The sequence below is a fragment of the Azospirillum sp. HJ39 genome (assembly GCF_041507355.1).
Lineage (GTDB): Bacteria > Pseudomonadota > Alphaproteobacteria > Azospirillales > Azospirillaceae > Azospirillum > Azospirillum thiophilum.
Genome location: NZ_CP167911.1, coordinates 828,168 through 852,542, shown reverse-complemented (window position 1 = coordinate 852,542; position 24,375 = coordinate 828,168). Strand labels below are relative to the sequence as shown.

Genomic DNA, 24,375 nt, shown 5'->3' with positions numbered 1-24,375 from the left:
TTGGCCGCCGCGTCGTCGTTGCCGGCCGGCTTGTCGCCCGGCCGCGCAGCAGCAGCCTTCGCCTGTTCGCGGGCCGGCAGTTCGATGTTGACCTCCAGCGTCGAGCAGTCGCCGCCGCGGTCGAGCTTCACCTCGACCTTGTTCTCGTCGATGTTGACGTATTTGGCGATGACCGCCAGCAGCTCCTGCTGGAGCATCGGCAGATAGTCGGGGCCGCTGCGTCCGGCGCGTTCGTGCGCCATGACGATCTGCAGCCGTTCCTTCGCCTGGACCGCCGACGGCCGCGGGGCCGAGCGGAAGAAGCTGAAGATGCTCATGCGCTCCTCCGCAGGAGCCGGCTGAACAGGCCCTTCTTCTGGGGGGTGACGAAGCGGTGGTCGATGTCCTCGCCCAGGAAGCGGCCGACCGAGTCCAGATAGGCCTGGCCGGCGTTGGACGATTCGTCGAGGATCACCGGCATGCCGACGTTGGAGGCGCGCAGCACCGCCTGGCTTTCCGGGATGACGCCGAGCAGCGGGATCGCCAGGATCTCCAGCACGTCGTCGACCTTCAGCATCTCGCCCTTCTCGACCCGCTCGGGATCGTAGCGGGTCAGCAGGAGCTGCTGGGTCACCGGCTCCAGCCCCTGTTCCGCCCGGCGGGACCGCGAGTTCAGCACGCCCAGGATACGGTCGCTGTCGCGCACCGACGAGACTTCCGGGTTGGTGACGATGATGGCGTGGTCGGCGAAATAGAGCGACATCAGGGCCCCGCGCTCGATGCCGGCCGGGCTGTCGCACAGGATGTAGTCGAAGTCCTTCGACAGCTCGTTCAGCACCTTCTCCACCCCCTCGCGGGTCAGCGCGTCCTTGTCGCGCGTCTGCGAGGTCGGGAGGATGTAGAGGTTCTCGATCCGCTTGTCCTTGATCAGCGCCTGGTTCAGCTTGGCTTCGCCATTGATCACGTTGATGAAGTCGAAGACCACCCGGCGCTCGCAGCCCATCACCAGATCCAGGTTGCGCAGGCCCACGTCGAAGTCGATGACGACCGTCTTGAAGCCGCGAAGCGCCAGCCCGGTCGCAAAGGCCGCGGACGAGGTCGTCTTGCCGACACCGCCCTTGCCGGAGGTCATGACGATGATCTTGCTCAACGGAGCCTCTCCCATAATCCCAAAGTTGCCGTCACCGGGTACCGTAGAGTATCCGGAGTTTTGCGACCCCGGACAAGTTTCAGCCACACGAAAGCCCTCAGCCTGTCTTCAGAAAATCCATGCTGAGCACACCGTCGCGCAGGAAAACCTGCACGGCTTTCTTGTAAAAGTCACTGCCGATGTCTTCGCTGACGCGATAATTGCCTGCGACCGATAGCACCTCGGCCTCAAGGCTGTGGCAGAAGATCCGGGCGCCGGTATCGCCGGAGAAGCCGGCGAGCGCACGGCCGCGCAGGGCGCCATACACATGGATGTTGCCGTCGGCCAGCAACTCCGCCCCGGGGGAGACGGAACTGGCGACGATCAGGTCGGTCTTCTCCGCATAGACCCGCATGCCCGAGCGCACCGGGTCGGTCACCACCACCGCCGGCCGGTGAACCACCTCGATCAGCACCTGGGGGCCGGTGACCGGCGCCTGCTGGTCGTGCAGACGCGGATCGGGCGCCTTGACCACCTCTTCCAGCTTGGCCGCGCGGCCCGACGGCATCGGCGTCAGCCCGACAGTCATCGCCGCCTCGCGCACCGCCTGCGGCCCGCCCTGGAAGCCGACCGGCAGCAGATGCTGGGCCCGCACCTGCGCCACGAAGGCGCCCAGGTCGAAGACCGCGGAGTCCGGCAGATCGTCGAAATCCAGCACGACCGGCGCGTTGCGGAAGAAGTTGGGTGCCTGGCGCACCTTGACGTTCAACTGGGTGAAGAAATCGGGCGATGTCGGGGCGAAGACCTTCAGCACCATCATGGTGAAGGAGTTGCCACGCAACTGGAACGGCGCATCCCGTTCGGCGACCTGACTGGCGCTGCTCACCGTAGCCTTCCCGTTCGTTCCTGCCGCCCGTAACCATGCGTCCGCGACCAGAGGCACCGCTTGCGCGGCCCCGGACACGCCCCGGACCCCGATGGCGCTCCACCCGGTCCCGGCGCCGGCAGCGAGCCAGCCAATCAGCGCCTTCTAGCTGTCCGCACCGGTCCGATACAAGAGTTTCCCCGTCCGCACGGGTGATAATCGAATGCCGCGCCGCCGAAGCCAGCCGCAAAGCCAGCCGCGAAACCCCGCCCCACCGCCTGCCCGGTTTCCCGGCAGCCGCGGGCAGGCCATGGTTGCAGCATGTCGTCCGAATTCCCCCAAGGCCGCCATAGTAGTGAAAGCGCAGGACAGCGGCAAAGCCTTTCGGGTTCCTCCGCCGGAAGGCCACCCGTCGGCGAACCGTCGGCCGATGCGCCTCGGCGGAAAGGGTTACCAATGCCGCCCTCCGGCTTTCCTGCGGCACCCACACCACATCTGGTATGAATATTTTGCGTCGACCGCAATTTCTCCTGACGTCACGCATCGATACCGGTACAGTCGGGTTGCGTGGCTTCCAATGACGACGAGGTTCTCTTGCACCTTGCTTCGCCCATCGAACGCCTGATCCGTCGACCCGCACCGGCACGCCCCGCACCGGCACGCCCGGGTCCGCCGGCACGGCGCCCGGTCGAAGCACCCGACAGCGCACGAACCGACCGCGCACAGTCCAACCACGCACATCCATGCGACCGACCGAGCCTCCCCCCTGCGGGAGGTTTTTTTATGCCCGGAATCGGCGCAAACCCCACCTTTCGAGGAGATGCGACATGGCCAAGCGTTCGAGCAAAGGCATCGCCGCAGCGGGCGAAACCATCGTTCACCCGCTCTTCCCCGGCATCGGCCGCCCGGCCGGCAGCGGCTGGGATCCGCTGGGAACACAGGGTGGGAACGACGACCGCCGCGACCAGAGCTATGTCCGCAAGGTCAAGCCGCAGAATGCCAACCAGAAACTGCTGATGGACGCCATCAGGACGCACAACCTGGTGGTCGCCCTGGGGCCGGCCGGCACCGGCAAGACCTACATCGCCATTTCCTCGGCGGTGGAGGCGCTGGAGGACGGCAGCGTCGACCGCATCGTGCTGTCCCGCCCGGCCCTCGAAGCCGGCGAGAGCATCGGCTATCTGCCGGGCGACATGCACGAGAAGATGGCGCCATTCCTGCGTCCGCTCTATGACGCGCTGACCGACCGGCTGGGGTCCAAGCGGCTGCGCGCCATGATGGCCGACGGCACCATCGAGATCGCACCGGTCGGCTTCATGCGCGGCCGCACCCTGAACAACGCCTTCGTGGTGATCGACGAGGCGCAGAACTGTACCTATTCCCAGATCAAGATGCTGCTGACCCGGCTGGGCTGGCATTCGACCATGGTGCTGACCGGCGATCCCGACCAGACCGACCTGCTGGAAAACCTGTCGGGCCTGGCCGACATCGCCCGCCGGCTGGAGGCCGTGGAGGGAATCGCCGTGGCCCGCCTGACCGAAAAGGACATCGTCCGCCACCCGCTGGTCGCGAGCATGCTGACGGTGCTCTGACCGCGCCGCCCTTCCGCTGCCCTTTCCGCCAGCATTGCAGGGGGAGGCGCCGCACCGGCACCTCCCCCCACCCTTGGCCGGTTGATTCCGGCCGGTCGATTGGGCGGGCACACTCCCTTATGGTTGCGTTTATGACATTCAGTTGAACAAAACGTAAGATATACGAACAAATCGGCTTGACGCGCCGCCGCCCTCCGGCAAAAGTCCCAAAAAATTGAGGGACATCGCCGTTCCGTTGCCGAAGGGAGCAGCAGCCGTGACCGTCGCCGTGTTCGAACGCATCAGCATCAAGGCCAAGATCGGACTGATCCTGGCGGCGGCCGGCATCGGGCTGGTGCTGATCGCCGTGGTCAGCCTGATGGGCCTGCGTGCCGAGATGATGGCCGACCGCCAGGACAAGACCCGCAGCGTGGTGGAGGTCGCGCACAGCCTGATCGCCCATTACGAGGCGCAGGAACGGGCCGGCGCCCTGCCGCGTGCGACGGCACAAGCCCAGGCCAAGGCCGCGTTGAAGACGTTGCGCCATGACGGCGACGAGTATTTCTTCGTCACCGACCTCGGCCCGCGCATGATCATGCACCCGATCAAGCCGGAGCTGGAGGGCACCGACGTCTCGGGCAATGCCGATCCCAACGGCAAGCTGCTGTTCCAGGAGTTCGTCCGGGTGGTGAAGGCCGACGGCGCCGGCTTCGTCGATTATCTCTGGCCCAGGCCGGGATCGGCCGAGCCGGTCGCGAAGCTGTCCTACGTCAAGGGCTTCGCTCCCTGGGGCTGGTTGATCGGATCGGGCATCTACATCGACGACGTCGGCGTCGCGTTCCGTCAGGCCGCGCTGCGGCTGGCCGGCACCGGGCTGCTGATCGCGCTCGCCGCCGTCCTGCTGGCCCTTCTGGTCAGCCGGGCCATCGTCCGGCCGCTCGACGGGCTCGGCCGGGTCATGCAGGATCTTGCCGGCGGCAACAGCGGGGTGAGCGTGCCCGGCACCGGCCGCGGCGACGAGATCGGCGCCATGGCCCGCACCGTCGAGATTTTCCGCGTCCAGCAGATCGACCTCGCCCACCATTGGGAGCGGCAGAAGATCGAACACCGCGTCGCCGAGCAGCGCGCCCAGGCGCTGAAGCGGCTGACCGACCGTTTCGACGCCACCATCGCCGAGACGATCCGCACCGTCGGCACCGCCGTCGGCACGCTGGAAACCACCGCCCGCGCCCTGTCCGCCACCGCCGACCGCAACCGGAGCGAGGCGACCTCGGTGGCCGGCGCCTCGCAGCAGGCTTCGAGCAGCGTGCAGACGGTGGCGGCGGCGACGGAGCAGCTGACCGGCTCGATCGCCGCCATCGGCGAACAGGTGGTGACTTCGTCCGCCATCTCCAACCAGGCGGTGGAGGCGTCGCACATGGCGGGCGAGCGGATCGACGGGCTGGGCCAGGCGGCGCAGAAGATCGGCGAGGTGGCCGGGCTGATCGCCGGGATCGCCAGCCAGACCAATCTTCTGGCATTGAACGCAACCATCGAGGCGGCGAGGGCCGGCGAGATGGGCAAGGGGTTCGCCGTGGTGGCGGGCGAGGTGAAGAATCTGGCCGGCCAGACCGCCAGGGCGACGGAGGAGATCGCCCAGCACATCGCCGAGGTGCAGGACGCGACCCGCGCGGCCGTCGCCGCGATCCGCGAGATCGGCGCCGTCGTCGCCCGCAGCGACGAGATCGCCACCTCGATCGCCGCCGCGGTCCAGCAGCAGGGGGCCGCCACCGGCGAGATCGCCCGCAGTGCCGGCGAGGCGGCGGAGGGAACCCGCCAGGTGTCGACCAGCATCGACGCCGTGTCCGACGCGGCGCTGGAAACCGAACGGTCGGCGGGCGCCCTGCTGGATGCGGCCGGCGGCCTGTCGAGGCAAGCCAAGGGATTGCGCGGCATGGTCGATAGCTTCCTGGTCAATGTCGAGGCGATCAACGCCGCGCCGCTGGCCGCGCTCCACGACGCGCCGCCCGACGGAACGGAAACCTTCATGCCCTGGACCGACAGCCTCGCGGTGGGGGAGGAGGGAATCGACACCGACCACATGATCCTGATCGCCCTGATGAACGAGGCCGCATCGCTGGCCCGACAGGCCAAGGAGGGCCGCAGGGAGGCCGGCGGCCATCAGGCGCTCGGCGAGGCGGTCGGCAGGCTGCTGACCTACACCGCCCTGCATTTCGAGGAGGAGGAGCGGCTGATGGAGCAGTGCGGCTATCCCGACCGCGTCGCCCACAAAGCCCAGCATGAGGCCCTGCGGGCCCGCGCCGATGCGTTGGGACGGCGTCTGGCCGCGGGCGAGACCGTCGCCGACGAGTTGCTCGCCCTGGTGCGCGAATGGCTCTTCGAGCATATCCAGCGGGCCGACAAGCGCATCGGGGCGCACATGGCGGCGGCCCGCCGGACGGCGGAGGATCGCGCCGCATAGGCTGCAAGGGAGGCTGCGAAATGACGGGGATCCCGGGCGCGAAACGGCTCCCCCCTTGACCTCGGCCGCAAGCGGGCCCATTCCTGACGGACCATGAAGGCAAGACTCATCCGCATCGCCGCCGCCTCCGTCCTCGCCGTCGCCGCGTCCGCCGGGATCGCCTGGTGGCAGGTACGCAGCGCCACCACCACCGTGGAGAGCGGCACGAAGACCGCCGTGGCCATCGGCGGCCCCTTCACCCTCACCGACAACCACGGCAAAACGGTCACCGAGGCCGACTTCCGCGGCAAATACATGCTGATCTATTTCGGCTACACCTATTGCCCGGACGTCTGCCCGACCGAACTCGGGGTGATGGCCCAGGCGCTCGACCAGCTCGGGGCGAAGGCCGACAAGGTACAGCCGGTCTTCATCACCATCGATCCGGACCGCGACAACGTGGCGCACATGAACGATTACGTCGGGCTGTTCCACCCCCGGATGGTCGGGCTGACCGGTACGCCCGATCAGGTCCGCAATGCCGCGCGCGCCTACCGCGTCTATTACGCCAAGGCACCGCAGAAGGACGCGAAACCCGACGAATACCTCATGGACCACTCCAGCTTCATCTATCTTATGGGGCCGGACGGCGGATTCGTCGGGGTGTATCCCGGCGGCACCGGTGCAGACAAGATCGCGCAGGATCTGTCGGGCCGGATCGCCGGCTGACCCGCGCGGCGGGAGAGAAAAGACCCGGAAAAGCGCTGAAAAGCGGTCATACCACCGGGTTTTTTCGCAGACTGGAGCGGGACAACCCGCCGCACCGCGGCAAAAACCGTGACATTTCCTATCTTTATCAATCCTTTCAACGACTTACACCGCAGGTTTTGCGACTTGACAGGGTAACGCCCCAACCGTATGGTCTCGCCGCTTTCGCATGGCTGCGAGCCAGGAGAGATTGAGAGGCGAAATGGACGACAAATCGCCCCACGATCCCCTGGAGGACCTCGAGGCCCGGTTGCGGAAGGCGCGTGAGGGACAGCGCGGCTGGTCTGGCGGACCCGGTAGCAAATACCACCGTCCGCCCCAGGGCGCCCTCGCCACCGCCTTGCGGATCGGGACGGAACTGGTCGCGGCCATGATCGTCGGCGTCGGCGGCGGGCTCCTGCTCGACCGCTGGCTCGGCACCGCGCCCTGGGGACTGATCGTCATGTTCTTCCTGGGGGCCGCGGCGGGAGTCCTGAACGTCTACCGGGCCGTCACCGGTCTCGGCATCGCCGCCGGCTACCGCCGGCCCACTGGGGACGACAACGAGCGCCGAGACGGCGACGCACACTGAGCGAGGACGACCTTGGATCCGCTGCACCAGTTCCAAATCAACCCGTTGTTCCAGATCGTGCTCGGCGGTTACGACGTGTCGTTCACGAACTCGGCCTTCTTCATGGTCGTGGCCGTGGCGGCGATCTACGCCCTGCTGGTGATGGGCATGGCGAACAAGTCGATGGTTCCCGGCCGCCTTCAGGCGCTGGCCGAGATGTTCTACGAGTTCGTCGCGAACCTGGTGCGCGACAACGCCGGCCACGACGCCAAGCCCTATTTCCCGTTCGTGTTCTCGATCTTCATGTTCGTCCTGATCGGCAACATGATCGGCATGATCCCCTACACCTTCACCTTCACCAGCCACATCATCGTGACCTTCGCGCTGGCGGCGACGGTGTTCGTGTTCGTCACCATCCTGGCCCTGATGAAGCACGGCCTGCACTTCTTCTCCTTCTTCATGCCGCACGGCGCTCCGATCGCGCTCGCCCCGATCCTCATCCCGATCGAGGTGATCTCCTACGTGATGCGCCCCGTCAGCCTCTCGATCCGACTGTTCGCCAACATGATGGCCGGTCACACGATGCTGAAGGTGTTTGCCGGCTTTACGGTCATGATGATCAGCGGTCTCGGCGCGCTGGGTTTCGTCACCGGCCTCGTCCCGCTGGCCATCAACGTCGCGTTGACCGGCTTCGAGTTCCTGGTCGCGTTCCTGCAAGCCTACGTCTTCTCGATCCTGACCTGCCTGTACATCCGCGACGCCCTCGAGCTTCACTGAGCACTGCACCCGGCAGCGCCGCAAGCGGCGCTCCAGGGCCGACCCGGATCAAAAAGTCATCGCCTCAACCAACAGTTCACACTTACCTAGAGGAATGAGTACCATGGAAGCTGAAGCCGCCAAGTTCATCGGTGCCGGTCTGGCCGTTATCGCCCTCGCCGGCGTCGGCCTGGGTATCGGCAACATCTTCTCGACGCTCATCGGCTCGATCGCCCGCAACCCGGCCGTCCAGCCGAAGGTCTTCCCGATCGGCATTCTGGGCTTCGCGCTGACGGAAGCCGTCGCGCTGTTCGCCCTGCTGATCGCCTTCCTGATCCTGTTCGCCTAAGGCCAGAGCGGCTTTCAAAAAAAACAGCTCTGATGCGGCGCCGGGCTTCTTAAGCGAAGTTTCGGCGCCGCTCCTTTGCCTAGGGGGACCGATCATGCCGAACCTGTTGGCCAAAGGCCGGCTGGCCCGCTGGTCGGGTGTGGCGGGCGCATCGCTCGTCACCCTCACCACGATGGCCGGCACCGTCCTGGCGGCCGCGGCGGAGCACGCTCCGGACGCGGCGCACGGCGGCGAGCACGCTTCCGGCGGCCTGCCGCAGCTCAATCCCGCCAATTTCCCGACCCAGATCTTCTGGCTGGCTCTGACCTTCGGCGTTCTCTACCACCTCATGTCCAAGAAGGCGCTCCCGCGCGTGGCCGAGGTGCTGGAGGCGCGGCAGGAGCGCATTTCGCGCGACCTCGCCAAGGCCGCCCAGCTGAAGGAAGAGGCCGAGGCCATCATGGCCCAGGTCGAGAAGTCCCTCGCCGGCGCCCGTGCCGAGGCCCAGGGCGTCATCGCCCAGGCCAGCGCCGACATCGAGGCGAACAACCAGGCCCGTCAGGCCCAGCTGAACGCCGACATCGCCGAACGCCTGCGCAGCGCCGAGGCCTCCATCGCAGCCGCGAAGGACGAGGCTCTGGCCAACATCCGCACCGCGTCGAGCGATATCGTCCGCGACATCACCGGCCGTCTGGCCGGCGTCGACGTCGTTCAGGCCCAGGCGGACGCCGCTGTCGCGGCCGTGCTTGAGGAGCGCCGGGGATGAACGCACCTGAATTCTGGGTCCTCGTAGCCTTCGTCATCTTCGTGGCCCTGGTCTGGAAGAAGGCGTCGGCAGCGATCGGCTCCCTGCTCGACGGCCGCGCCGAGAAGATCCGCGCCGAACTGGACGAAGCCGAGCGTCTGCACAAGGACGCCCAGGCCCTGCTGAACGGCTACCAGCGCCGTCTGGCCGATGCGCAGAAGGAAGCGGAGGCCGTCCTGGCCCATGCCCGCGAGGAAGCCGCCCGCCTGCGCGCCCAGGCCGGGACCGACCTCGAGGCGTCGCTGAAGCGCCGCGAGGCCCAGGCCGTGGACCGCATCGCCCAGGCGGAAGCCGCGGCGCTGGCCGAGGTCCGCAACCTGACGGTCGACGTCGCCATCGGCGCCAGCAAGCGCGTCCTGGCCGGCGGCCTGTCCCCGGCCCAGGCCGACACGCTGATTGACCAGTCGATCAGCGAGCTGCCGAAGCACCTGCACTGATCGGCTTCCCGCCGATCGGATGAGCCTAGCTTCGCCGCAACGATTGTTGCAGTGTGAGCAACGGAGTTTCGAGAACCCCGGCCTATGCGCCGGGGTTTTTCTTTGCTGGAATGGAACCGTCGCCGTCCTCTCCCATCGCCCGGCCGGAGTTCCGTTCGTCCATGCCCTCTTCGACCACACAGTTCCCCTCAGTCTTCGTCTCGCACGGCGCCCCCACGCTGGTGCTTGAGACGAGTGCCGGCCGCGATTTCCTGGCGGGGCTCGGCCGTCGGCTGGGCCGGCCGAGCGCGATCCTGGCGGTTTCGGCCCATTGGACCACCCCCGGGCCGGCGGTCGGCGGAGCGGCGGCACCGGAAACCATCCATGATTTCTACGGCTTTCCAGAAGCACTCTACCGCATGCGCTATGCGGCCCCCGGCGCGCCGGCGCTTGCACAGCGGGTCGCCGCGCTGACCGGCGCCACCATCGACCCGTCGCAGGGGCTGGACCATGGCGCCTGGGTGCCATTGATGCTGATGTATCCGGAAGCCGACATCCCGGTCGCACAGCTGTCGGTCATGCCCCACCGCAGCGCTGCCGACCATATCGCGCTCGGCAGGCAGCTGGAGTCGCTGCGACGGGACGGCGTGTTGATCCTCGCCAGCGGCGGCGCGGTCCACAATCTGCGGGAATTCCGCTTCGGCGGCACCGGTGCCGCGCCCTGGGCGACCGGCTTCGCCGACTGGCTCGATGCGACGCTGGCCGCCGGCGATACCGAATCGCTGGGCGATTGGCTGAACGCCTGCCCCGACGCCCGCCGCGCCCACCCGAGCGACGAGCATTTCCTGCCCCTGCCGGTGGCCTTGGGCGCAGCCGGTCCCGCTCCCAAGGCCGAACGGCTGCATGCCGGCTTCGAACATGGCAGCCTGGGGATGCATGCCTATTCCTTCACCGGAGGAGATGCCTCCTGACCTTTGGCGGTACTCCGTCGCACACTTGTCTGTTTGCCTGGGGGGATCGCCAAGCTACAATCCGCGCCGCGCGGCGTCCGTCCTCTCGGTTGTGACCGGCTGTCCGCGCGGATCGTCAGGCACAGCGTGATCGGGAGTCGGTGTGAAGCGGAACGGCATTCTGTCCCGGAGCGGCCGCCGGACCCGATTCCGCGACATGACCGTGTCGGCCCGGATCAGCGCGGGATTCGGCATCGCCTTCGGGCTCGTGATCCTGCTGGCCCTGGTCGGGCTCGGCTGGTTCCATACGGTATCGCGTGACATCGGCGCCTTCTCCGGCCGCGCCGACCTGTCCCAGGCGGCAGCCGACGCCGATGTCAGCCTGCGCGACCTGGAGGTCGCGGTGCGCGACCACCTGACCTATGGCGACGACCAGAGCCTGCTCGACGCCTCGTGGCGGCACGACACGCTGCTGGAACGGCTCGACATCCTGTCCAAGGGCGCGGTCGAGACCGCCGACCGCCAGGGCGTCGACAAGGCCCGCAGCTCGCTGGAGGATTATTGGGCGGCGGTGCAGAAGGTCATCGCGCTGCGCAGCGACCGCAACAGCCAGATGACCGGGGTTCTGGAACCGCTGATCAGCCAGACCCGCGGCAAGCTCGGCCATCTCAAGAGCGCCGGCGGCGTCGACTCGACGGCCCTTGCCGGCGATGCCGCCATCGCCGTGCTGCTGATGCAGGAGCATCTGACCCGCTTCATCGACCGCCGCGACCCGCAGGACGCCGAGGCGATGCGCGCGCAGCTCGCCGCCGCCCGCGACCGGCTGGCCGAGATGAACCGCTACCTGTGGGTTCCCGGCACCAGACAGGCCATCGACGAGGTGGCCGCGCTGCTGTCCAAGGCGGGCGGCGTGCTGACCGCCATCGAGGCGGCGGTGGCCGAGGAGGACAATCTGCGCGCCGAGGCGATGGCCGCGAACGCCGCCGGCATCGCCGCCAATCTGGGCGAGATCCGCCGACGGGCCGAGGCCGGGACCCAGGCGCTGCGCGGCACGCTCGCCGACGGGCTGTCCGGCTACACCCGCGTCGCCCTGTGGATCGGCGGGGCGGTGCTGCTGGCCGGGCTGCTGGCGCTGTGGCTGGTCCAGCGCAGCGTCGCGGTGCCGGTAAAGGCCATGACGAAGGCGGTGACGGCACTGGCCGCCGGCCGGACCGACGTGACCGTGCCTGCGCTGGGTGGCCGTGACGAGATCGCCGCCATGGCCCTTGCGGTCGAATCGCTGCGCACCACCGCGGAGGACACCGAACGCGAACGCCGCGAGGCCGAGGTGGAACACAGCCGCCTGCTGCGCGAAAAGGCGGTGGCCGAGGCCGCCAGCCGGGCCAAGAGCGATTTCCTGGTCAACATGGGCCAGGAACTGCACGGCCCGCTGACCGAGATCGTCAACGCCAGCCAGTCGCTGATGACCGATCTGCACCGGCTGGGCGTCGATGAGCTGGCGACCGACGTCGAGCATATCCAGTGGACCGGGGAGCAGCTGACCACCCTGGTCGACGCCCTGCTGGATTACGCGAAGGTCGAGGCCGGGGCGATGGACGTCTGCCTGCAGGATTTCGACATCAACCGTTTGCTGACCGAAGCGCGCGAACGGTCGATGCCCGCAGCCGACCTCTATGGCAACAGCCTGGAGCTTTCGGCCCCCGCCGGGCTGGGCCAGATGCATTCGGATTTCACCAAGGTGCGGCAGGCCCTGCTGAACCTGCTGGACAATGCCTGCAAATTCACCCAGGAGGGGACCGTCACCCTGTCGGCAGAACGGCTGGAGCGCGACGGCGCCCGCTGGTATCGCTTCACCGTCAGCGACACCGGCCGCGGCTTCCCCAATGCGCAGGCCGGCCGGCTGTTCCAACCCTTCGTCCAGGGTGCCGGCAGCGGAGCCGTCGCCACCCGCGGCCGGGGCAAGCCGCGCGGTGCCGGGCTGGGTCTGACGCTGGTCGGTCATTATACCGCGATGCTGGGCGGCGACATCGAGGTCGCGAGCGAGCCCGGCCACGGCACCCGCATCACCATCGCCCTGCCCGCCGTCTACGAACCGCCGGCCGAGGAGCGTGCCCTGCAGGTCGAGGCGGTCGGCAACGCCAAGCCGCTGCTGCGCGTCGCCGCGCTGAGGCCCGCCGGGCAGCTTGCCGGCACCGCGCCGATGACACAGATCGGCCCGTAGAAGGCCGGCTCAGCCACGCGGCCGGGCGGTATCCTCCGGCGCATCGCCGTCATCGACCGGCCGGCCGTACTTCATGCGCCGCATCTTCTCTGCCACCCGCGCGATCTCGTCCGGCGGAAGGATCGCCGGCTCGCCGAACTGCTGGGCGTGCAGATACTGGCGGGCCAGCGTCTCGACCTCCACCGCCAGGGCCAGAGCCGCCGCGACGCCGCTCCCCAGCACGATCATGCCATGGTTGCCCAGCAGGCAGGCCAGCCGACCCTCCAGCGCCGCCAGCGCGTGATCGGAGAGTGCCTGCGTGCCGAAGGTGGCGTAGGGAGCGCAACGGATCGAATCGCCGCCGGCCAGCGCGACCATGTAATGAAAGGCCGGGATGCCGCGCCCATGCACGGCCAGCGCGGTGGCGAAGGTCGGGTGTGCATGCAGCACGACCGACACGTCCGGCCGGGCGCGCAATATGTCGCGGTGGATGCGCCATTCCGACGAGGGCCGGCGGTCGCCGAGATAGGTGCCGTCGAACCCCATCTCGACGATGTCGTCCGGCCCCATGGCGTCATAGGCCATGCTGGTCGGCGTGACCAGGAAGCCGCCTTCGATCCTGTGCGACAGGTTGCCCGACATGCCCTGATTGACGCCCAGCCGGTTCATGGCGAGGCAGCCGTCGATCACGGCCTGTCGTTCTGCGAGGTGGGTGGTCATGGCGGGCGCGTCCGGAATGGCGGGAGCGCGAAGGGGGACACGGAGCGGCGAGCGGGGTCAAGGGGAGTTTCCACGGTGACTCCCGCACCGATTGCCCCCTCCCTACCCCTCCCCCATTTTCGGTGGGAGAGGGAACTCCGCCGTTTCGCGATCGTCTCCCTCTCCCGCGAAGCGGGGGAGGGGGGTGGGGCATGCGACGCCTGCCCCCCCTACTCCGCCGGGGTGCCGTGGTGGCCGTGGCGGATCTTCTCGCCGGTGACCTCCTCGACCCACAGAGAGTGGTGCTCGCGCGCCCATTGCAGTTCGACCTGCCCGTCACCCATGGCGTCGAAGGCGCCCTCCATGCCGATGGAGCCGATATAGATGTGCGCCAGGATGATGGCGATCATCACCACCGCGATGGCGGCATGGGCCAGTTGAAAGAGCTGCAGTTCCTCCAGCGTGGCGAAGCTGAAGGGGAAGATCAGCTGCACGCCGGTGAAGCCGAGCGCGGCACCGCCGGCAACGGTCGACCAGAAGATGACCTTCTGGCCGCCGTTGAACTTGTGGGCGGGCGGATGGACGCCCTTGGAGAACAGCCCCCCCGCCTTCAGGAACCAGGTCAGGTCATGGCGCGACGGGATGTTGTGCCCGACCCACATCACGAAGATCAGCGCCACCCCCAGGATGAAGGCGAAGCCCAGGAAGTTGTGCGCCAGCTTGCCGTAATGGCTGAGGACGGCGAAGGGTTCAGGCCCGATCAGCGGCAGCAGCGTATGACGGCCGTACAGCAGGTTCAGGCCGGAAAAAGCGAGGACGACGAAGCTGCCGGCGGTCAACCAGTGGACGCCACGCTCGAAGGCGTTGAAGCGCTGGATGGTCCGGCCGGTCTTCGGCCCGTCGATGCGGATGCGGCCGCGGACCAGGAAGAACAGGGCCAGCAGTGCCAGGATGCCGCCCAGCACCCAGGAGCCGTATTGGCTGAGCGGCCCGTTGCGCACGGCACGCCACGCCTCGCCTTCGGACTGGATCAGCACCCCGGCCTGCTTGTTGGGAATGGAAACGGTGCCCTGCTCGCCCAGCCGGATGCCGTGCCAGGTTTCGGCCCGGCTCTGCCCCAGGATCTCGGTCGGCACCGGCGGAGCATCGCGGTCGACCGCCTGATCCACGGGGCCGCCGACACGGACGCTGGACTGGGCGGCGGCCGGAAGCGCCAGGCCGCCGGCAAACCCGATCCCCAGCAGCAGAGCGGCCAGGGCCGATTTCATGCTGGCCTGCTTCATGCGATGACCTTCCATCGGACGCTCCCTATCGCACAGCCTGATAGGCGGTGCGCTGCTGCAGCGCCCGCACCCGCTCGGCGGTCAGCGGCGTGTCGGCCGCGCCCTGGTAGACGCCCTTGTCCAGATGGACCGGGCGCGGCGTCGCGTCCTCCTGGCAGCCGGCCAGCAGGAGCGCGGCGCCGAACGCCAGCAGGAGCGTCCGTGGCGCCGCCACCGTCACAGCCCCTGCTTCTGCATGGGCAGACCGCCGGCCGCGCCGCCGGGACCGCCGGTGCCTTGGAACACTGAGCCGCCGGGCTGGCCGCGCTCCTGGCCCGCCTTGGTCTGGTAGGCGGTGCCCCAGCCCCAGGCGCCGGAGCCGAAGCCACGGGCGGTCACGCGCTCGCGGTAGATGTCCGACACCTTGTCGGCATCGCCGGCCAGCAGCGCCTTGGTCGAGCACATCTCGGCACAGAGCGGCAGCTTGCCCTCGGCCAGACGGTTGCGGCCGTACTTCTTGAACTCGGCGTCCGAATTGTCGGCCTCCGGGCCGCCGGAGCAGAAGGTGCACTTGTCCATCTTGCCGCGGGTGCCGAAATTGCCGGCCTGCGGATATTGCGGCGCGCCGAACGGACAGGCGTAGAAGCAATAGCCGCAGCCGATGCACAGATCCTTGTTGTGCAGCACCACGCCTTCGTCGGTCTGATAGAAGCAGTCGACCGGGCAAACCGCCATGCAGGGCGCATCGGAGCAATGCATGCAGGCGACCGAGATCGTCCGTTCCCCCGGCTTGCCGTCGTTGATGGTCACGACGCGGCGGCGGTTGACGCCCCAGGGCACCTCATTCTCGTTCTTGCAGGCGGTGACGCAGGCGTTGCACTCGATGCAGCGCTCGGCGTCGCACAGGAATTTCATCCGGGCCATGGTTCAAACTCCCGCGCGTCAGGCCGACTGGATACGGCAAAGGGTGGTCTTGGTTTCCTGCATCTGGGTCACCGAATCGTAGCCGTAGGTGGTCGCCGTGTTGGCGGCCTCGCCCAGCACGATCGGGTCGGCCCCGGCCGGGTATTTGGAGCGCAGGTCCTGCCCCTGATACACGCCGCCGAAATGGAAGGGCATGAAGGCGACGCCGCGGCCGACCCGCTCGGTCACCATGGCCTTGACCTTCACCTTGCCCTTCTCCGGGCCCTCCACCCACACCATCTGCCCGTCCTTGACGCCGGCATTGTTGGCGTCGAACGGGTTGAGCTCGACGAACATGTCCTGCTGCAGCTCGGCCAGCCAGGGGTTGGAGCGAGTCTCGTCGCCGCCGCCCTCATACTCGACCAGACGGCCGGAGGTGAGGATGATCGGATACTCCTTCGACACGTCGCGATCCTGGATGGACTTGTAGAGCGTCGGCACGCGCCAGGACTTGGTGTCCTTGTAGGTCGGGTAGCTGGCGACCAGATCGCGGCGCGGGGTATAGAGCGGCTCGCGGTGGATCGGAACCGGGTCCGGGAAGTTCCAGGCGACGCAGCGGGCCTTCGCGTTGCCCGGCGGGTTCAGGCCGTGCTTGATCGCCACGCGCTGGATGCCGCCGGACAGGTCGGTGGTCCACGACACGGAGCCGATCTTGTCGCCGCCGATCTTCTGGATGACCGCCATCTCCTCCGGCGTCAGATCCGCGTCGAAGCCCAGCTTCTGGAGCATCGCCATGGTGACTTCCGGATAGCCGTCCTTGATCTCCGACCCTTCCGGATATGACCCTTCGGCCAGCAGCGTCACGCCGTTGCGCTCGACGCCGAAGCGGGCACGGAAGGCACCGCCGCCCTCGGCCACCGGCAGCGAGGTGTCGTAGAGGTTGGCCGTGCCCGGATGCTTCATCTCCGGCGTGCCCCAGCAGGGCCACGGCAGGCCGAAAAATTCGCCGTCGCACGGGCCGCCGACGGCGCGCAGGGTCGTCTTGTCGAAGGTGGCCTGATGCTGCATGTGCAGCTTCAGACGCTCCGGCGACTGTCCGGTGTAGCCGACCGACCACATGCCGCGGTTCCACTCGCGGGTGATGTCCTCGATCACCGGGACGGAGCCCTCGACCTTGATGTTCTTGAACAGCGGCCCGGCTATGCCGAACTTCTTCGCGAACAGGTACATGATCTCATGGTCCACCTTCGATTCGAAGAGCGGCTCCATGATCTTGTCGGACCACTGGACGGACCGGTTGGACGCGGTGCGCGACCCGACCGTCTCGAACTGGGTGGCGGCCGGCAGCAGGTAGAAGTTGTCCTTGCGGTCGGGCAGCACGGCGGTCATCGTCGGGAACGGATCGACGACGACCAGCAGCTCCAGCTTTTCCATCGCCTTCTTCATGTCGGGCAGACGGACCTGGCTGTTCGGCGCGTGGCCCCAGAAGACCATGCCCTTGACCGGGTTCGGCTGGTCCAGGTTCTCCTTGGCCTCCAGGACACCGTCGAACCAACGGGACACCGGGATGCCGGTGGCCTCCATCAGCTTCTTGTCCTTGAAGCGGGCCAGCACGTCCTCGTACGGCACGTCCCAGACGCGCGCCCAGTGGCGCCACGCGCCCTCGGCCAGGCCGTAGTAACCGGGCAGGCTGTCGGAGGTGACGCCGAAGTCGGTCGCACCCTGCACGTTGTCGTGGCCGCGGAAGATGTTGGTGCCGCCGCCGGCCACGCCGACATTGCCCAGCGCCAGCTGCAGCACGCAGTAGGCACGGGTGTTGTTGTTTCCGATGTGGTGCTGGGTGCCGCCCATGCACCAGACCAGCGTACCCGGACGGTTGGAGGCCAGCGTGCGGGCGACGCGCTTCAGCTGCGAGCCCGGAACGCCGGCGACGCGCTCCACCTCCTCGGGCGTCCATTTGGCGACCTCGGCGCGGATGTCGTCGAAGCCGTAGACGCGCTTGGCGATGTAGTCCTTGTCCTCCCAGCCGTTCTGCAGGACATGCCAGAGGATGCCCCAGACCAGCGCCACGTCGGTGCCGGGACGGAAGCGGATATACTCGTCGGCCTTGGCGGCGGTGCGGGTGAAGCGCGGATCGGCGACGATCAGCGGCGCGTTGTTCTGCTCCTTCGCCTTCAGGATGTGAAGCATGGCGACGGGATGCGCCTCGGCGGCGTTGGAGCCGATGAAGAACAGCGCGCGCGACTTCTGGATGTCGTTGTAGCTGTTCGTCATGGCGCCGTAGCCCCAGACGTTCGCCACGCCGGCCACCGTGGTGGAGTGGCAGATGCGCGCCTGATGGTCGACGTTGTTGGTGCCCCACAGCGCCGCGAACTTGCGGAACAGGTAAGCCTGCTCGTTGCTGTGCTTGGCGGAACCGAGCCAGAACACGGAATCGGGGCCGGACTGCTCGCGGATCGCCAGCAGCTTGGACCCGACCTCCTCGATGGCCTGGTCCCAGCCGATCCGGGTCCATTTGCCGTCGACCATCTTCATCGGATAGCGCAGGCGGCGCTCGCCATGGGCGTGCTCGCGCACCGACGCACCCTTGGCGCAGTGCGAGCCGAGATTGATCGGGCTGTCGAAGGCGGGCTCCTGCCCGATCCAGACGCCGTTCTGCACCTCGGCCACCACGGTGCAGCCGACCGAGCAATGGGTGCAGACCGACTTGACCTGCTTGAGGGGCGCCCCGGCGGCAGCGGCCGGAGTCGCGGCATCGGCCTTCTTCACCATGCCGAACGGCATGGCGGAGGCCAGCGCGGCGCCGCCGGCGGCAAGGCCGGAGCTGCGCAGGAAGGCGCGGCGGTCGACGGTGACGCCGGTGGCGGATGCCAGCGTCCGGGACAGGGTGCGGGCAAGGTGGCGGCCGCCCGAGGTGGCCGAGCTTTTCTTGATGAGCATCGGGGCGTTCCTCTTAGAAGCGGCTGACTTCGTAGACCTTCCGGACATGGTCGGTCTCTTGGTAACCCGTGGGCTTGCTCCCTGCCGGGGCGGCCTCCGCCGTACCGCCGGTGGCGGTCACGCCGGCGACGACGGCGCCCAGCGCACCGACCCCCAGGCCGGCGACGCGGAACAGGTCGCGACGGGCGAGCGCCTTGTCGTTGCCTTTCGCTTCCTTGCCGTTTGCTGCTTCTTCGTTGGCTTTGACCGCATTCCGCGTCATGGCTCCGCTCCTCACCTTTACGCCGCAAGGTCGAAGGCACGCGCCTCGACCGCCAGGAAACTTCGTCCGACCGCACCGACCGCCCTGTAGAAGCGGGCCGACGGCGAGGCCTCCAAATCCGCAAAGAACCGCCCGGCCCAGGAGCCGATGTGGCGGTCGTAGAAAATCCGCTGCCCGTCGAGACCGACCGTTCCGCCATCCTCCGGCGCGAAGTCGCCGCCGATCAGGCCGGCCATCATCTCGAACAGTGCGGCGATGTGGTCCTCGGGCTCCGACACGCCGTCGGCGCGCGCGATGCCCAGCCGCGCCATGTCGCCGCGCAGCTCGGCCAGCGGCTTCTCGTTCAGGAAACCGGTGAGGTAGAAGGAGCCGTAGGGGGTGCGCTCGCTGCCGCCGACGCCGATGAAGAGGGTGGTGAACTCCTCCTCGACCGCCGCCGGGTCGCTGGTCAGCGCCGCTTCGGCCAACCGGTCGAGCGCCTCGCCGAACTCGCCGCCCTCTCCCACCATCTCGCCCAGCGCGGTCAGGAACGCCGCATCGGGAGGGCGCGAGAGAAGGCGAGCCAGCAGGCCGTAGACCTGGGCGCGCAGCAACTCCTCCTCCGCGACCGCGGGGGAAACGGTGTGATCGACGGCGTTGGACACGAGCCGCAAACTCCTCCCGGACATTGGAGGGCGAAGGACAGGACGGAAGCGTCGGCGTCTGCGGTCGCTCCGCGCGCCGTGCCTGGATCCCGGTCCCGCGCCCCTTTTGATGCACCTGCGAAAAGCCGTTGGCTTACAGTGACTTAGCATTGCAGGAACAGATAATAGAAGGACTGAACCTATCCATTTGTCAACCAAGGACGCGCCCGGAAGAGGGCGCAAATGAAACTTTATCGTGCCGCTATGCCGGCACCGGCAGAGCGCCCCGCTGTTTTGAATGGTTCCAGCCCGATGCGGCGAACCGCCGCATTTTGGGAGCGATTTTGCAAGGGACAAGAACGGGCGGCGGCCCGCCGGGAAGGGGAAGAGGCGGCGCGGGGATCAGACGGGTTCGGGGCCCTTGGACCGGTCCTCGGCCTCCCCGCATTCCGGGTCCGGCTCCCCCCCTTCGGCCGGGACGGGAGCGGGATCCGCCGCCTCGGCCACCTCGTCGGCCACCTCGTCCAGCGTGTCGAGGAATCCCTTGCCGACCCGGTAGAGGGTCTTCACCGGCACCTCGCCGGTGAACAGGCTGGCATAATCGTCGGCGTAGTCCTTCAGCCCGTCGTCGTTGGCGTAGATCGGGTCGGAGGTCCACAGCTTGCGCAGGGCCTGACGGTGGAGGTCTTCCGGCACCTCGGCGCGCAGGAACGGGGTGAAATCGGAGTCGGCCGTCAACTCCTCGACCGGCGGCAGGTCGGCCAGCGGGTCGTCGGTCGCGACAGCCGGGTCCGCGTCACCCTCCGCCTGCACGGAATCGGCAGGCGTCCGTTTGGCGAACTCGCCGGCGGCCTCATCGGCGGCCTCGGCAGCGACGCTGGCGGGCGGCATGACGGCCCGATCGGCCGGCGGCATGTCCTCCGGCGCCGGCTCGGGCTTGACCGCGGTGCGTTTCAGGCGCGACCAGCGCGAGAGGAAGGCTTCGCCGCTCACCGCCGCGGACCCTCCTTCTCGAAGTGGCGCTTGCGCTCGCGCTTGTGGAAGGGCACGTCGACATGGTGCTGCTCGACGAAGTCGCGGACCAGCGCGATCACCTCGGCCGGCATCGGCACCGTCTCCACCACGTCGGAACCGATCTGATAGCCCTCGCCCTCATGGGCCGACGCGGTGACGGCGAAAGGCACCAGTTCCTCGCCGTCCGGGCCGGGCCGCATCACCACCCACAGGCGCGGCGGATCCTGCGACAGGTTCAGGCGATAGCCTTCGGTGTCGGTGCGGAACAGCTCCATCGCCAGCGTGGCGGCATGGCTGTGGGTCCAGCCGTCCCCCTGCATCAGCACCGTGCCAGGCGGATCGACCGGGCCGGCACCGGGGATGACCGACACCGGGCGCCAGCTCCAGTCGGCCCAGGCGGTGACGCCGCGGCGGCGCTCCACCACGATGCCCAGCGCCATCGTCTCGATGCGGCCCAGCGATCCGGTGCCGGGCGGCTCCGTTCCGGGCTGTGCGTTATCCGGCTGTTCCGTCATGACACGAGTCCCACATCCAGCAGGCGTTCCGCTTCGGCCAGATCCTCCGGCCGGTTGGCGTTGAAGAAGGGGTCGACGGGCTCGACAGCGAAATCGGCGACCGCCAGCCGGTAGCGGGAGGTCCAGGCATCGACCCGGCGGATGCCCTCCTCCACCATGGCGCGGCGCAACTCGCCGGCCAGCCGCACCGGCCACAGCCCGAAGACGGGATGGTCCTGTCCGGCGGAGCGGGCGCAGGCGAGATCGGCCCCGTCGCGCTCCAGCGCCGCGGCCATGCGGGCGACGAGGTCGCGCGGGATGAAGGGGGCGTCGGTGGCGAAGCTGGCGACCCAGGCGATGCCGGGAGCGGTGCCGCGCACCCATTCGATGCCGGTCAGCACGCCGGCCAGCGGGCCGGCATAACCCTCCACCACGTCCGGGGCGACCGGCAGATGGAGATGGGCGAAGCGGGCCGGATCGCCGTTGGCGTTGAGCACCAGCGGACCGACCTGCGGCCGGACGGTGGCGACGATCCGCTCCAGGATGCTTTGGCCGCCGAGCGTGCGCAGGCATTTGTCGCCGCCGCCCATCCGGCGCGACAGGCCGCCGGCCAGCAGGACGCCGGCAATATCCGGATGTGCCGTGTCAGTCGTCATCGCGGCTTCCCTTGCGTCCATGCCGGATGTCCTCGTCCGCGGCCCCGGCGGCATCGGCGTCGAACACCAGCCGGTCGGTGCCGGCCAGCGCGATGAAGCGCCTGCCCTTGGCCCGGCCGACCAGCGTCAGGTTGGCCTGCCGCGCCAGCTGCACCCCCCAGGCGGTGAAGCCGGAGCGCGAAACCAGGATCGGAATGCCCATCTGCACCGTCTTGATCACCATCTCCGAGGTCAGGCGCCCGGTGGTGTAGAAAATCTTGTCCCCGGCCGGAATGCCGTTCAGGTGCATGTAGCCGGCCACCTTGTCCACCGCGTTGTGGCGGCCGACATCCTCCATGTAGACCAGCGGCCGGTCCTCGGCGCACAGCACGCAGCCATGGATGGCCCCGGCCTCCAGGTACAGGCTGGGCTGCAGGTTGATCTGCTTCGACAGCGCATAGATCCAGGAGGTGCGCAGCCTGACCTCGGCCGGAAGGCTGATGGATTCGAAGGTCTCCATCACGTCGCCGAAGGCGGTGCCCTGGGCACAGCCCGACGTCAGCGTCTTCTTCTTCAGCTTGGCCTCGTAATCGGTGGCGCGTTCGGTGCGGACGACGACGGTGTCGGTCTCCTCGTCGACGTCGATGCCGGTGATGCGGTCGTCGCGCCGCAGCATGTTCTGGTTCAGCAGATAGCCGACGGCCAGACAGTCCGGATAGTCGCCGATCGTCATCATGGTGACGATCTCCTGCCCGTTCAGATACAGGGTCAGCGGCCGTTCGACCGTCACGGCGGTCTCGATGGCGCGGCCATCCTGGTCCAGGCCGCCGACGCGCTCGGTCAGCTTGGGGTTCGCCGGATCCGGCGCTATGGTGAAGGTCTTGAGGCTCATGTGCGGGAGTGTGGGCGAGCGCCGCCTTCCGGACAAGCCCCCGCCCCGCCCTGCCCCGACGATTTAGATTCCGATTTGGATCCGATGCACGATTTTTCGCAGGCACTGGCGGTCGCCGTCACCATGATCGCCTCGCTGGACGAGGGGCTGATGCGGATCATCGGCCTGTCGCTGCGGGTCAGCCTGACCGCCGTCGCCGCCGCGACGCTGATCGGCCTGCCGCTGGGCGCCGCCGTCGCGGCACTCCGCTTTCCCGGCCGCCGCGCCCTTTCCATCGGGCTGAACACGATGATGGGACTGCCGCCGGTGGTGGTCGGGCTGGTCGTCTACCTGCTGCTGTCGCGGTCCGGTCCCTTCGGCGTGCTGGGGCTGCTGTTCACGCCGACGGCGATGATCGTCGCCCAGACCGTGATGATCGTGCCGATCGTCGCCTCGCTGGCCCGGCAGACGGTCGAGGATCTGCTGGTCGAGTATGACGACCTGCTGCGCGTCACCGGCGCCGGGCCGCTGCGCCGGCTGGTCACCCTGCTGTCGGAGGCGCGCTGGAGCCTGGTCACCACCGTGCTGGCCGGCTTCGGCCGCGCGTCGGCGGAGGTCGGCGCGGTGATGATCGTCGGCGGCAATATCGAGCATGTGACCCGGGTCATGACCACCGCCATCGCGCTGGAGACCAGCAAGGGCGACCTGCCGATGGCGCTGGGCCTGGGCATGGTGCTGATGACCCTGTCGCTGACGGTCAACCTCGCCGCCGCCCTGTTGAAGGAAACCGGGGCAAGGGCCTGACGCCGGAGCGGAACCGTCCGGACCATGGGAAGGCTTTGCCGGGCCGCCCCGTCTGCGCTATGTCATGCAGGCAACAACGCATATGGGAGGATCCGGAGTGATGCTGCGCCGTTCGTTCATGCTGGGTTGCGCCGCCGCGGCGGCCATGGCCGCCCTGTTCCAGGCCGCCGTTCCGTCGGGTGCACTTGCCGCCGACCGCTTCATCACGGTGGCATCCACCACCTCGACCGAGGATTCCGGCCTGTTCGGCTCCATCCTGCCGAAATTCACCGCCAAGACCGGAATCGAGGTGCGGGTCGTCGCCAAGGGCACCGGCCAGGCCATCGACCTCGCCAAGCGCGGCGACGCCGACGTGCTGTTCGTCCACCACAAGCCATCGGAGGAGAAATTCGTCGCCGAGGGCTTTTCCACCGTCCGCAAGCCGGTGATGTACAACGATTTCGTCATCGTAGGCCCGGCGTCCGACCCCGCCGGCATCAAGGGCGGCAAGGACGTTGCCGCCTCGCTGGCCAAGATCGCCCAGACCAAGGCCCCGTTCGTGTCGCGCGGCGACGACAGCGGCACCCACAAGGCCGAGCTCGCCCTGTGGAAGACCGCCAGCCTCGAACCGGCCAGGACGGAAGGCGGCTGGTACCGGTCCATCGGCCAGGGCATGGGTCCGACGCTGAACACCGCCGCCGCCATGAACGGCTATACCCTGACCGACCGCGGCACCTGGCTGAACTTCAAGAACCGCGGCCCGCTGACGGTGCTGGTGGAAGGCGACAGGCGCCTGTTCAACCAGTATGGGGTGATGCCGGTCAACCCGGCGAAGTTCGGCCACGTCAAGGCCGTCGACGGTCAGGCCTTCGTCGACTGGCTGGTCTCGACCGAGGGCCAGAAGGCCATCGCCGACTACACCATCAACGGCGAGCAGTTGTTCTTCCCCAACGCCAGCGAGCCGGGGGCGTAAATTCCGGCGACGGTTCCCGCGGTCACCCGCGCCGGAAGGAGCGCGGGAACCGTTCTGCCGGCACCTGCCCCGATCGGTCCGGGCAAAATTCCCGTTCCCATCGCGCCCCGTTCCCCCATATGACTGTCGACAGCCAGGGGCGCCTGCCCCAAGCGACGG

25 protein-coding genes and 1 pseudogene are annotated in these 24,375 nt (G+C 68.1%); 12 read left to right on the top strand and 14 right to left on the bottom strand.

The features are described 5' to 3' along the window. Window positions 1-68: 68 nt before the first annotated feature. The 3 genes and pseudogenes from minE to minC form a co-directional block, all read right to left on the bottom strand. A pseudogene (gene minE / locus ABMY26_RS17430) lies at window positions 69-317 on the bottom strand (cell division topological specificity factor MinE); the annotation flags it as partial. Beyond that, window positions 314-1,129 carry a septum site-determining protein MinD gene (gene minD, locus ABMY26_RS17425; RefSeq protein WP_045581944.1) on the bottom strand — a complete coding sequence of 272 codons (816 nt, stop codon included), beginning with the start codon at window positions 1,127-1,129 and terminating at the stop codon, window positions 314-316. The gene minD and the pseudogene minE, both read right to left, overlap by 4 nt. A gap of 97 nt (window positions 1,130-1,226) precedes the next feature. Beyond that, complete coding sequence (minC, locus tag ABMY26_RS17420; protein WP_372398456.1) at window positions 1,227-1,994, bottom strand: septum site-determining protein MinC; 768 nt, start codon at window positions 1,992-1,994, stop codon at window positions 1,227-1,229. A gap of 806 nt (window positions 1,995-2,800) precedes the next feature. Here minC and ABMY26_RS17415 point away from each other — a divergent pair. The 10 genes from ABMY26_RS17415 to ABMY26_RS17370 all read left to right on the top strand — a co-directional run bounded on the left by ABMY26_RS17415 (window position 2,801) and on the right by ABMY26_RS17370 (window position 12,778). Continuing rightward, a complete protein-coding gene (locus tag ABMY26_RS17415; RefSeq protein ID WP_372398455.1) occupies window positions 2,801-3,565 on the top strand; it encodes a PhoH family protein in 765 nt (254 codons plus the stop codon). A gap of 256 nt (window positions 3,566-3,821) precedes the next feature. Continuing rightward, window positions 3,822-6,005, top strand: a complete 2,184-nt coding sequence (locus ABMY26_RS17410) for a bacteriohemerythrin (protein ID WP_372398454.1) — start codon at window positions 3,822-3,824, stop codon at window positions 6,003-6,005. A gap of 93 nt (window positions 6,006-6,098) precedes the next feature. After that, entirely contained in the window at window positions 6,099-6,713 is a 615-nt protein-coding gene (locus ABMY26_RS17405) for an SCO family protein (RefSeq protein ID WP_372398453.1), read from the top strand. Between the two features lie 241 nt (window positions 6,714-6,954). Further along, complete coding sequence (locus ABMY26_RS17400; protein WP_372398452.1) at window positions 6,955-7,323, top strand: AtpZ/AtpI family protein; 369 nt, start codon at window positions 6,955-6,957, stop codon at window positions 7,321-7,323. Window positions 7,324-7,335: 12 nt separating this feature from the next. Beyond that, window positions 7,336-8,079, top strand: a complete 744-nt coding sequence (locus tag ABMY26_RS17395) for a F0F1 ATP synthase subunit A (RefSeq protein WP_045581938.1) — start codon at window positions 7,336-7,338, stop codon at window positions 8,077-8,079. A gap of 103 nt (window positions 8,080-8,182) precedes the next feature. Continuing rightward, the gene (locus tag ABMY26_RS17390) at window positions 8,183-8,407 is read left to right on the top strand and encodes an ATP synthase subunit C family protein (RefSeq protein WP_045581937.1); all 225 of its coding nucleotides are present in this window, start codon (window positions 8,183-8,185) and stop codon (window positions 8,405-8,407) included. Window positions 8,408-8,501: 94 nt separating this feature from the next. Further along, window positions 8,502-9,152 carry an ATPase gene (locus tag ABMY26_RS17385; protein ID WP_372398451.1) on the top strand — a complete coding sequence of 217 codons (651 nt, stop codon included), beginning with the start codon at window positions 8,502-8,504 and terminating at the stop codon, window positions 9,150-9,152. After that, entirely contained in the window at window positions 9,149-9,628 is a 480-nt protein-coding gene (locus ABMY26_RS17380) for a F0F1 ATP synthase subunit B (RefSeq protein ID WP_372398450.1), read from the top strand. The genes ABMY26_RS17385 and ABMY26_RS17380 overlap by 4 nt, the downstream gene beginning before the upstream one ends. Window positions 9,629-9,789: 161 nt before the next feature. Continuing rightward, a complete protein-coding gene (locus tag ABMY26_RS17375; RefSeq protein WP_372398449.1) occupies window positions 9,790-10,578 on the top strand; it encodes a class III extradiol ring-cleavage dioxygenase in 789 nt (262 codons plus the stop codon). Between the two features lie 196 nt (window positions 10,579-10,774). After that, on the top strand, window positions 10,775-12,778 hold the full coding sequence (locus ABMY26_RS17370) for an ATP-binding protein (protein ID WP_372398448.1): 2,004 nt from the start codon (window positions 10,775-10,777) through the stop codon (window positions 12,776-12,778). 9 nt (window positions 12,779-12,787) lie between these two features. Here the strand turns inward: ABMY26_RS17370 and ABMY26_RS17365 are convergent, their stop codons facing one another. From ABMY26_RS17365 to fdhD, 11 genes are all read right to left on the bottom strand, one after another. Next, complete coding sequence (locus tag ABMY26_RS17365) at window positions 12,788-13,477, bottom strand: class II aldolase/adducin family protein (RefSeq protein WP_372398447.1); 690 nt, start codon at window positions 13,475-13,477, stop codon at window positions 12,788-12,790. Window positions 13,478-13,686: 209 nt separating this feature from the next. Continuing rightward, the gene (locus ABMY26_RS17360) at window positions 13,687-14,739 is read right to left on the bottom strand and encodes a formate dehydrogenase subunit gamma (RefSeq protein ID WP_372398446.1); all 1,053 of its coding nucleotides are present in this window, start codon (window positions 14,737-14,739) and stop codon (window positions 13,687-13,689) included. A 25-nt stretch (window positions 14,740-14,764) separates the two neighbouring features. Next, window positions 14,765-14,953 (bottom strand): hypothetical protein, encoded by a 189-nt coding sequence (locus ABMY26_RS17355; protein WP_144428096.1) that lies wholly within the window; start codon window positions 14,951-14,953, stop codon window positions 14,765-14,767. 2 nt (window positions 14,954-14,955) lie between these two features. Further along, window positions 14,956-15,642 (bottom strand): formate dehydrogenase FDH3 subunit beta, encoded by a 687-nt coding sequence (fdh3B, locus tag ABMY26_RS17350; protein WP_045581930.1) that lies wholly within the window; start codon window positions 15,640-15,642, stop codon window positions 14,956-14,958. 18 nt (window positions 15,643-15,660) lie between these two features. Further along, window positions 15,661-18,561: a formate dehydrogenase subunit alpha gene (locus ABMY26_RS17345; protein ID WP_372398445.1), complete on the bottom strand. Its 2,901-nt coding sequence runs from the start codon at window positions 18,559-18,561 to the stop codon at window positions 15,661-15,663. A gap of 13 nt (window positions 18,562-18,574) precedes the next feature. After that, window positions 18,575-18,823: a formate dehydrogenase gene (locus ABMY26_RS17340; RefSeq protein ID WP_245636712.1), complete on the bottom strand. Its 249-nt coding sequence runs from the start codon at window positions 18,821-18,823 to the stop codon at window positions 18,575-18,577. Window positions 18,824-18,840: 17 nt separating this feature from the next. Continuing rightward, window positions 18,841-19,467 (bottom strand): molecular chaperone, encoded by a 627-nt coding sequence (locus ABMY26_RS17335; RefSeq protein WP_372398444.1) that lies wholly within the window; start codon window positions 19,465-19,467, stop codon window positions 18,841-18,843. 381 nt (window positions 19,468-19,848) lie between these two features. After that, on the bottom strand, window positions 19,849-20,439 hold the full coding sequence (locus ABMY26_RS17330) for a DUF3306 domain-containing protein (RefSeq protein WP_372398443.1): 591 nt from the start codon (window positions 20,437-20,439) through the stop codon (window positions 19,849-19,851). Continuing rightward, the gene (locus tag ABMY26_RS17325) at window positions 20,436-20,975 is read right to left on the bottom strand and encodes a DUF3305 domain-containing protein (protein ID WP_372398442.1); all 540 of its coding nucleotides are present in this window, start codon (window positions 20,973-20,975) and stop codon (window positions 20,436-20,438) included. The genes ABMY26_RS17330 and ABMY26_RS17325 overlap by 4 nt, the downstream gene beginning before the upstream one ends. Beyond that, window positions 20,972-21,610: a molybdenum cofactor guanylyltransferase MobA gene (gene mobA, locus ABMY26_RS17320; RefSeq protein WP_045581927.1), complete on the bottom strand. Its 639-nt coding sequence runs from the start codon at window positions 21,608-21,610 to the stop codon at window positions 20,972-20,974. Before mobA ends, ABMY26_RS17325 begins: the two co-directional genes overlap by 4 nt. Further along, window positions 21,600-22,481, bottom strand: a complete 882-nt coding sequence (gene fdhD, locus ABMY26_RS17315) for a formate dehydrogenase accessory sulfurtransferase FdhD (RefSeq protein ID WP_372398441.1) — start codon at window positions 22,479-22,481, stop codon at window positions 21,600-21,602. The genes mobA and fdhD overlap by 11 nt, the downstream gene beginning before the upstream one ends. Window positions 22,482-22,565: 84 nt before the next feature. On the opposite strand from fdhD, the gene ABMY26_RS17310 reads away from it, so the two are divergent. Further along, a complete protein-coding gene (locus ABMY26_RS17310; RefSeq protein ID WP_372398440.1) occupies window positions 22,566-23,264 on the top strand; it encodes an ABC transporter permease in 699 nt (232 codons plus the stop codon). Window positions 23,265-23,364: 100 nt separating this feature from the next. Continuing rightward, window positions 23,365-24,216 carry a substrate-binding domain-containing protein gene (locus ABMY26_RS17305; RefSeq protein ID WP_372398439.1) on the top strand — a complete coding sequence of 284 codons (852 nt, stop codon included), beginning with the start codon at window positions 23,365-23,367 and terminating at the stop codon, window positions 24,214-24,216. The last annotated feature ends 159 nt before the right edge of the window (window positions 24,217-24,375 follow it).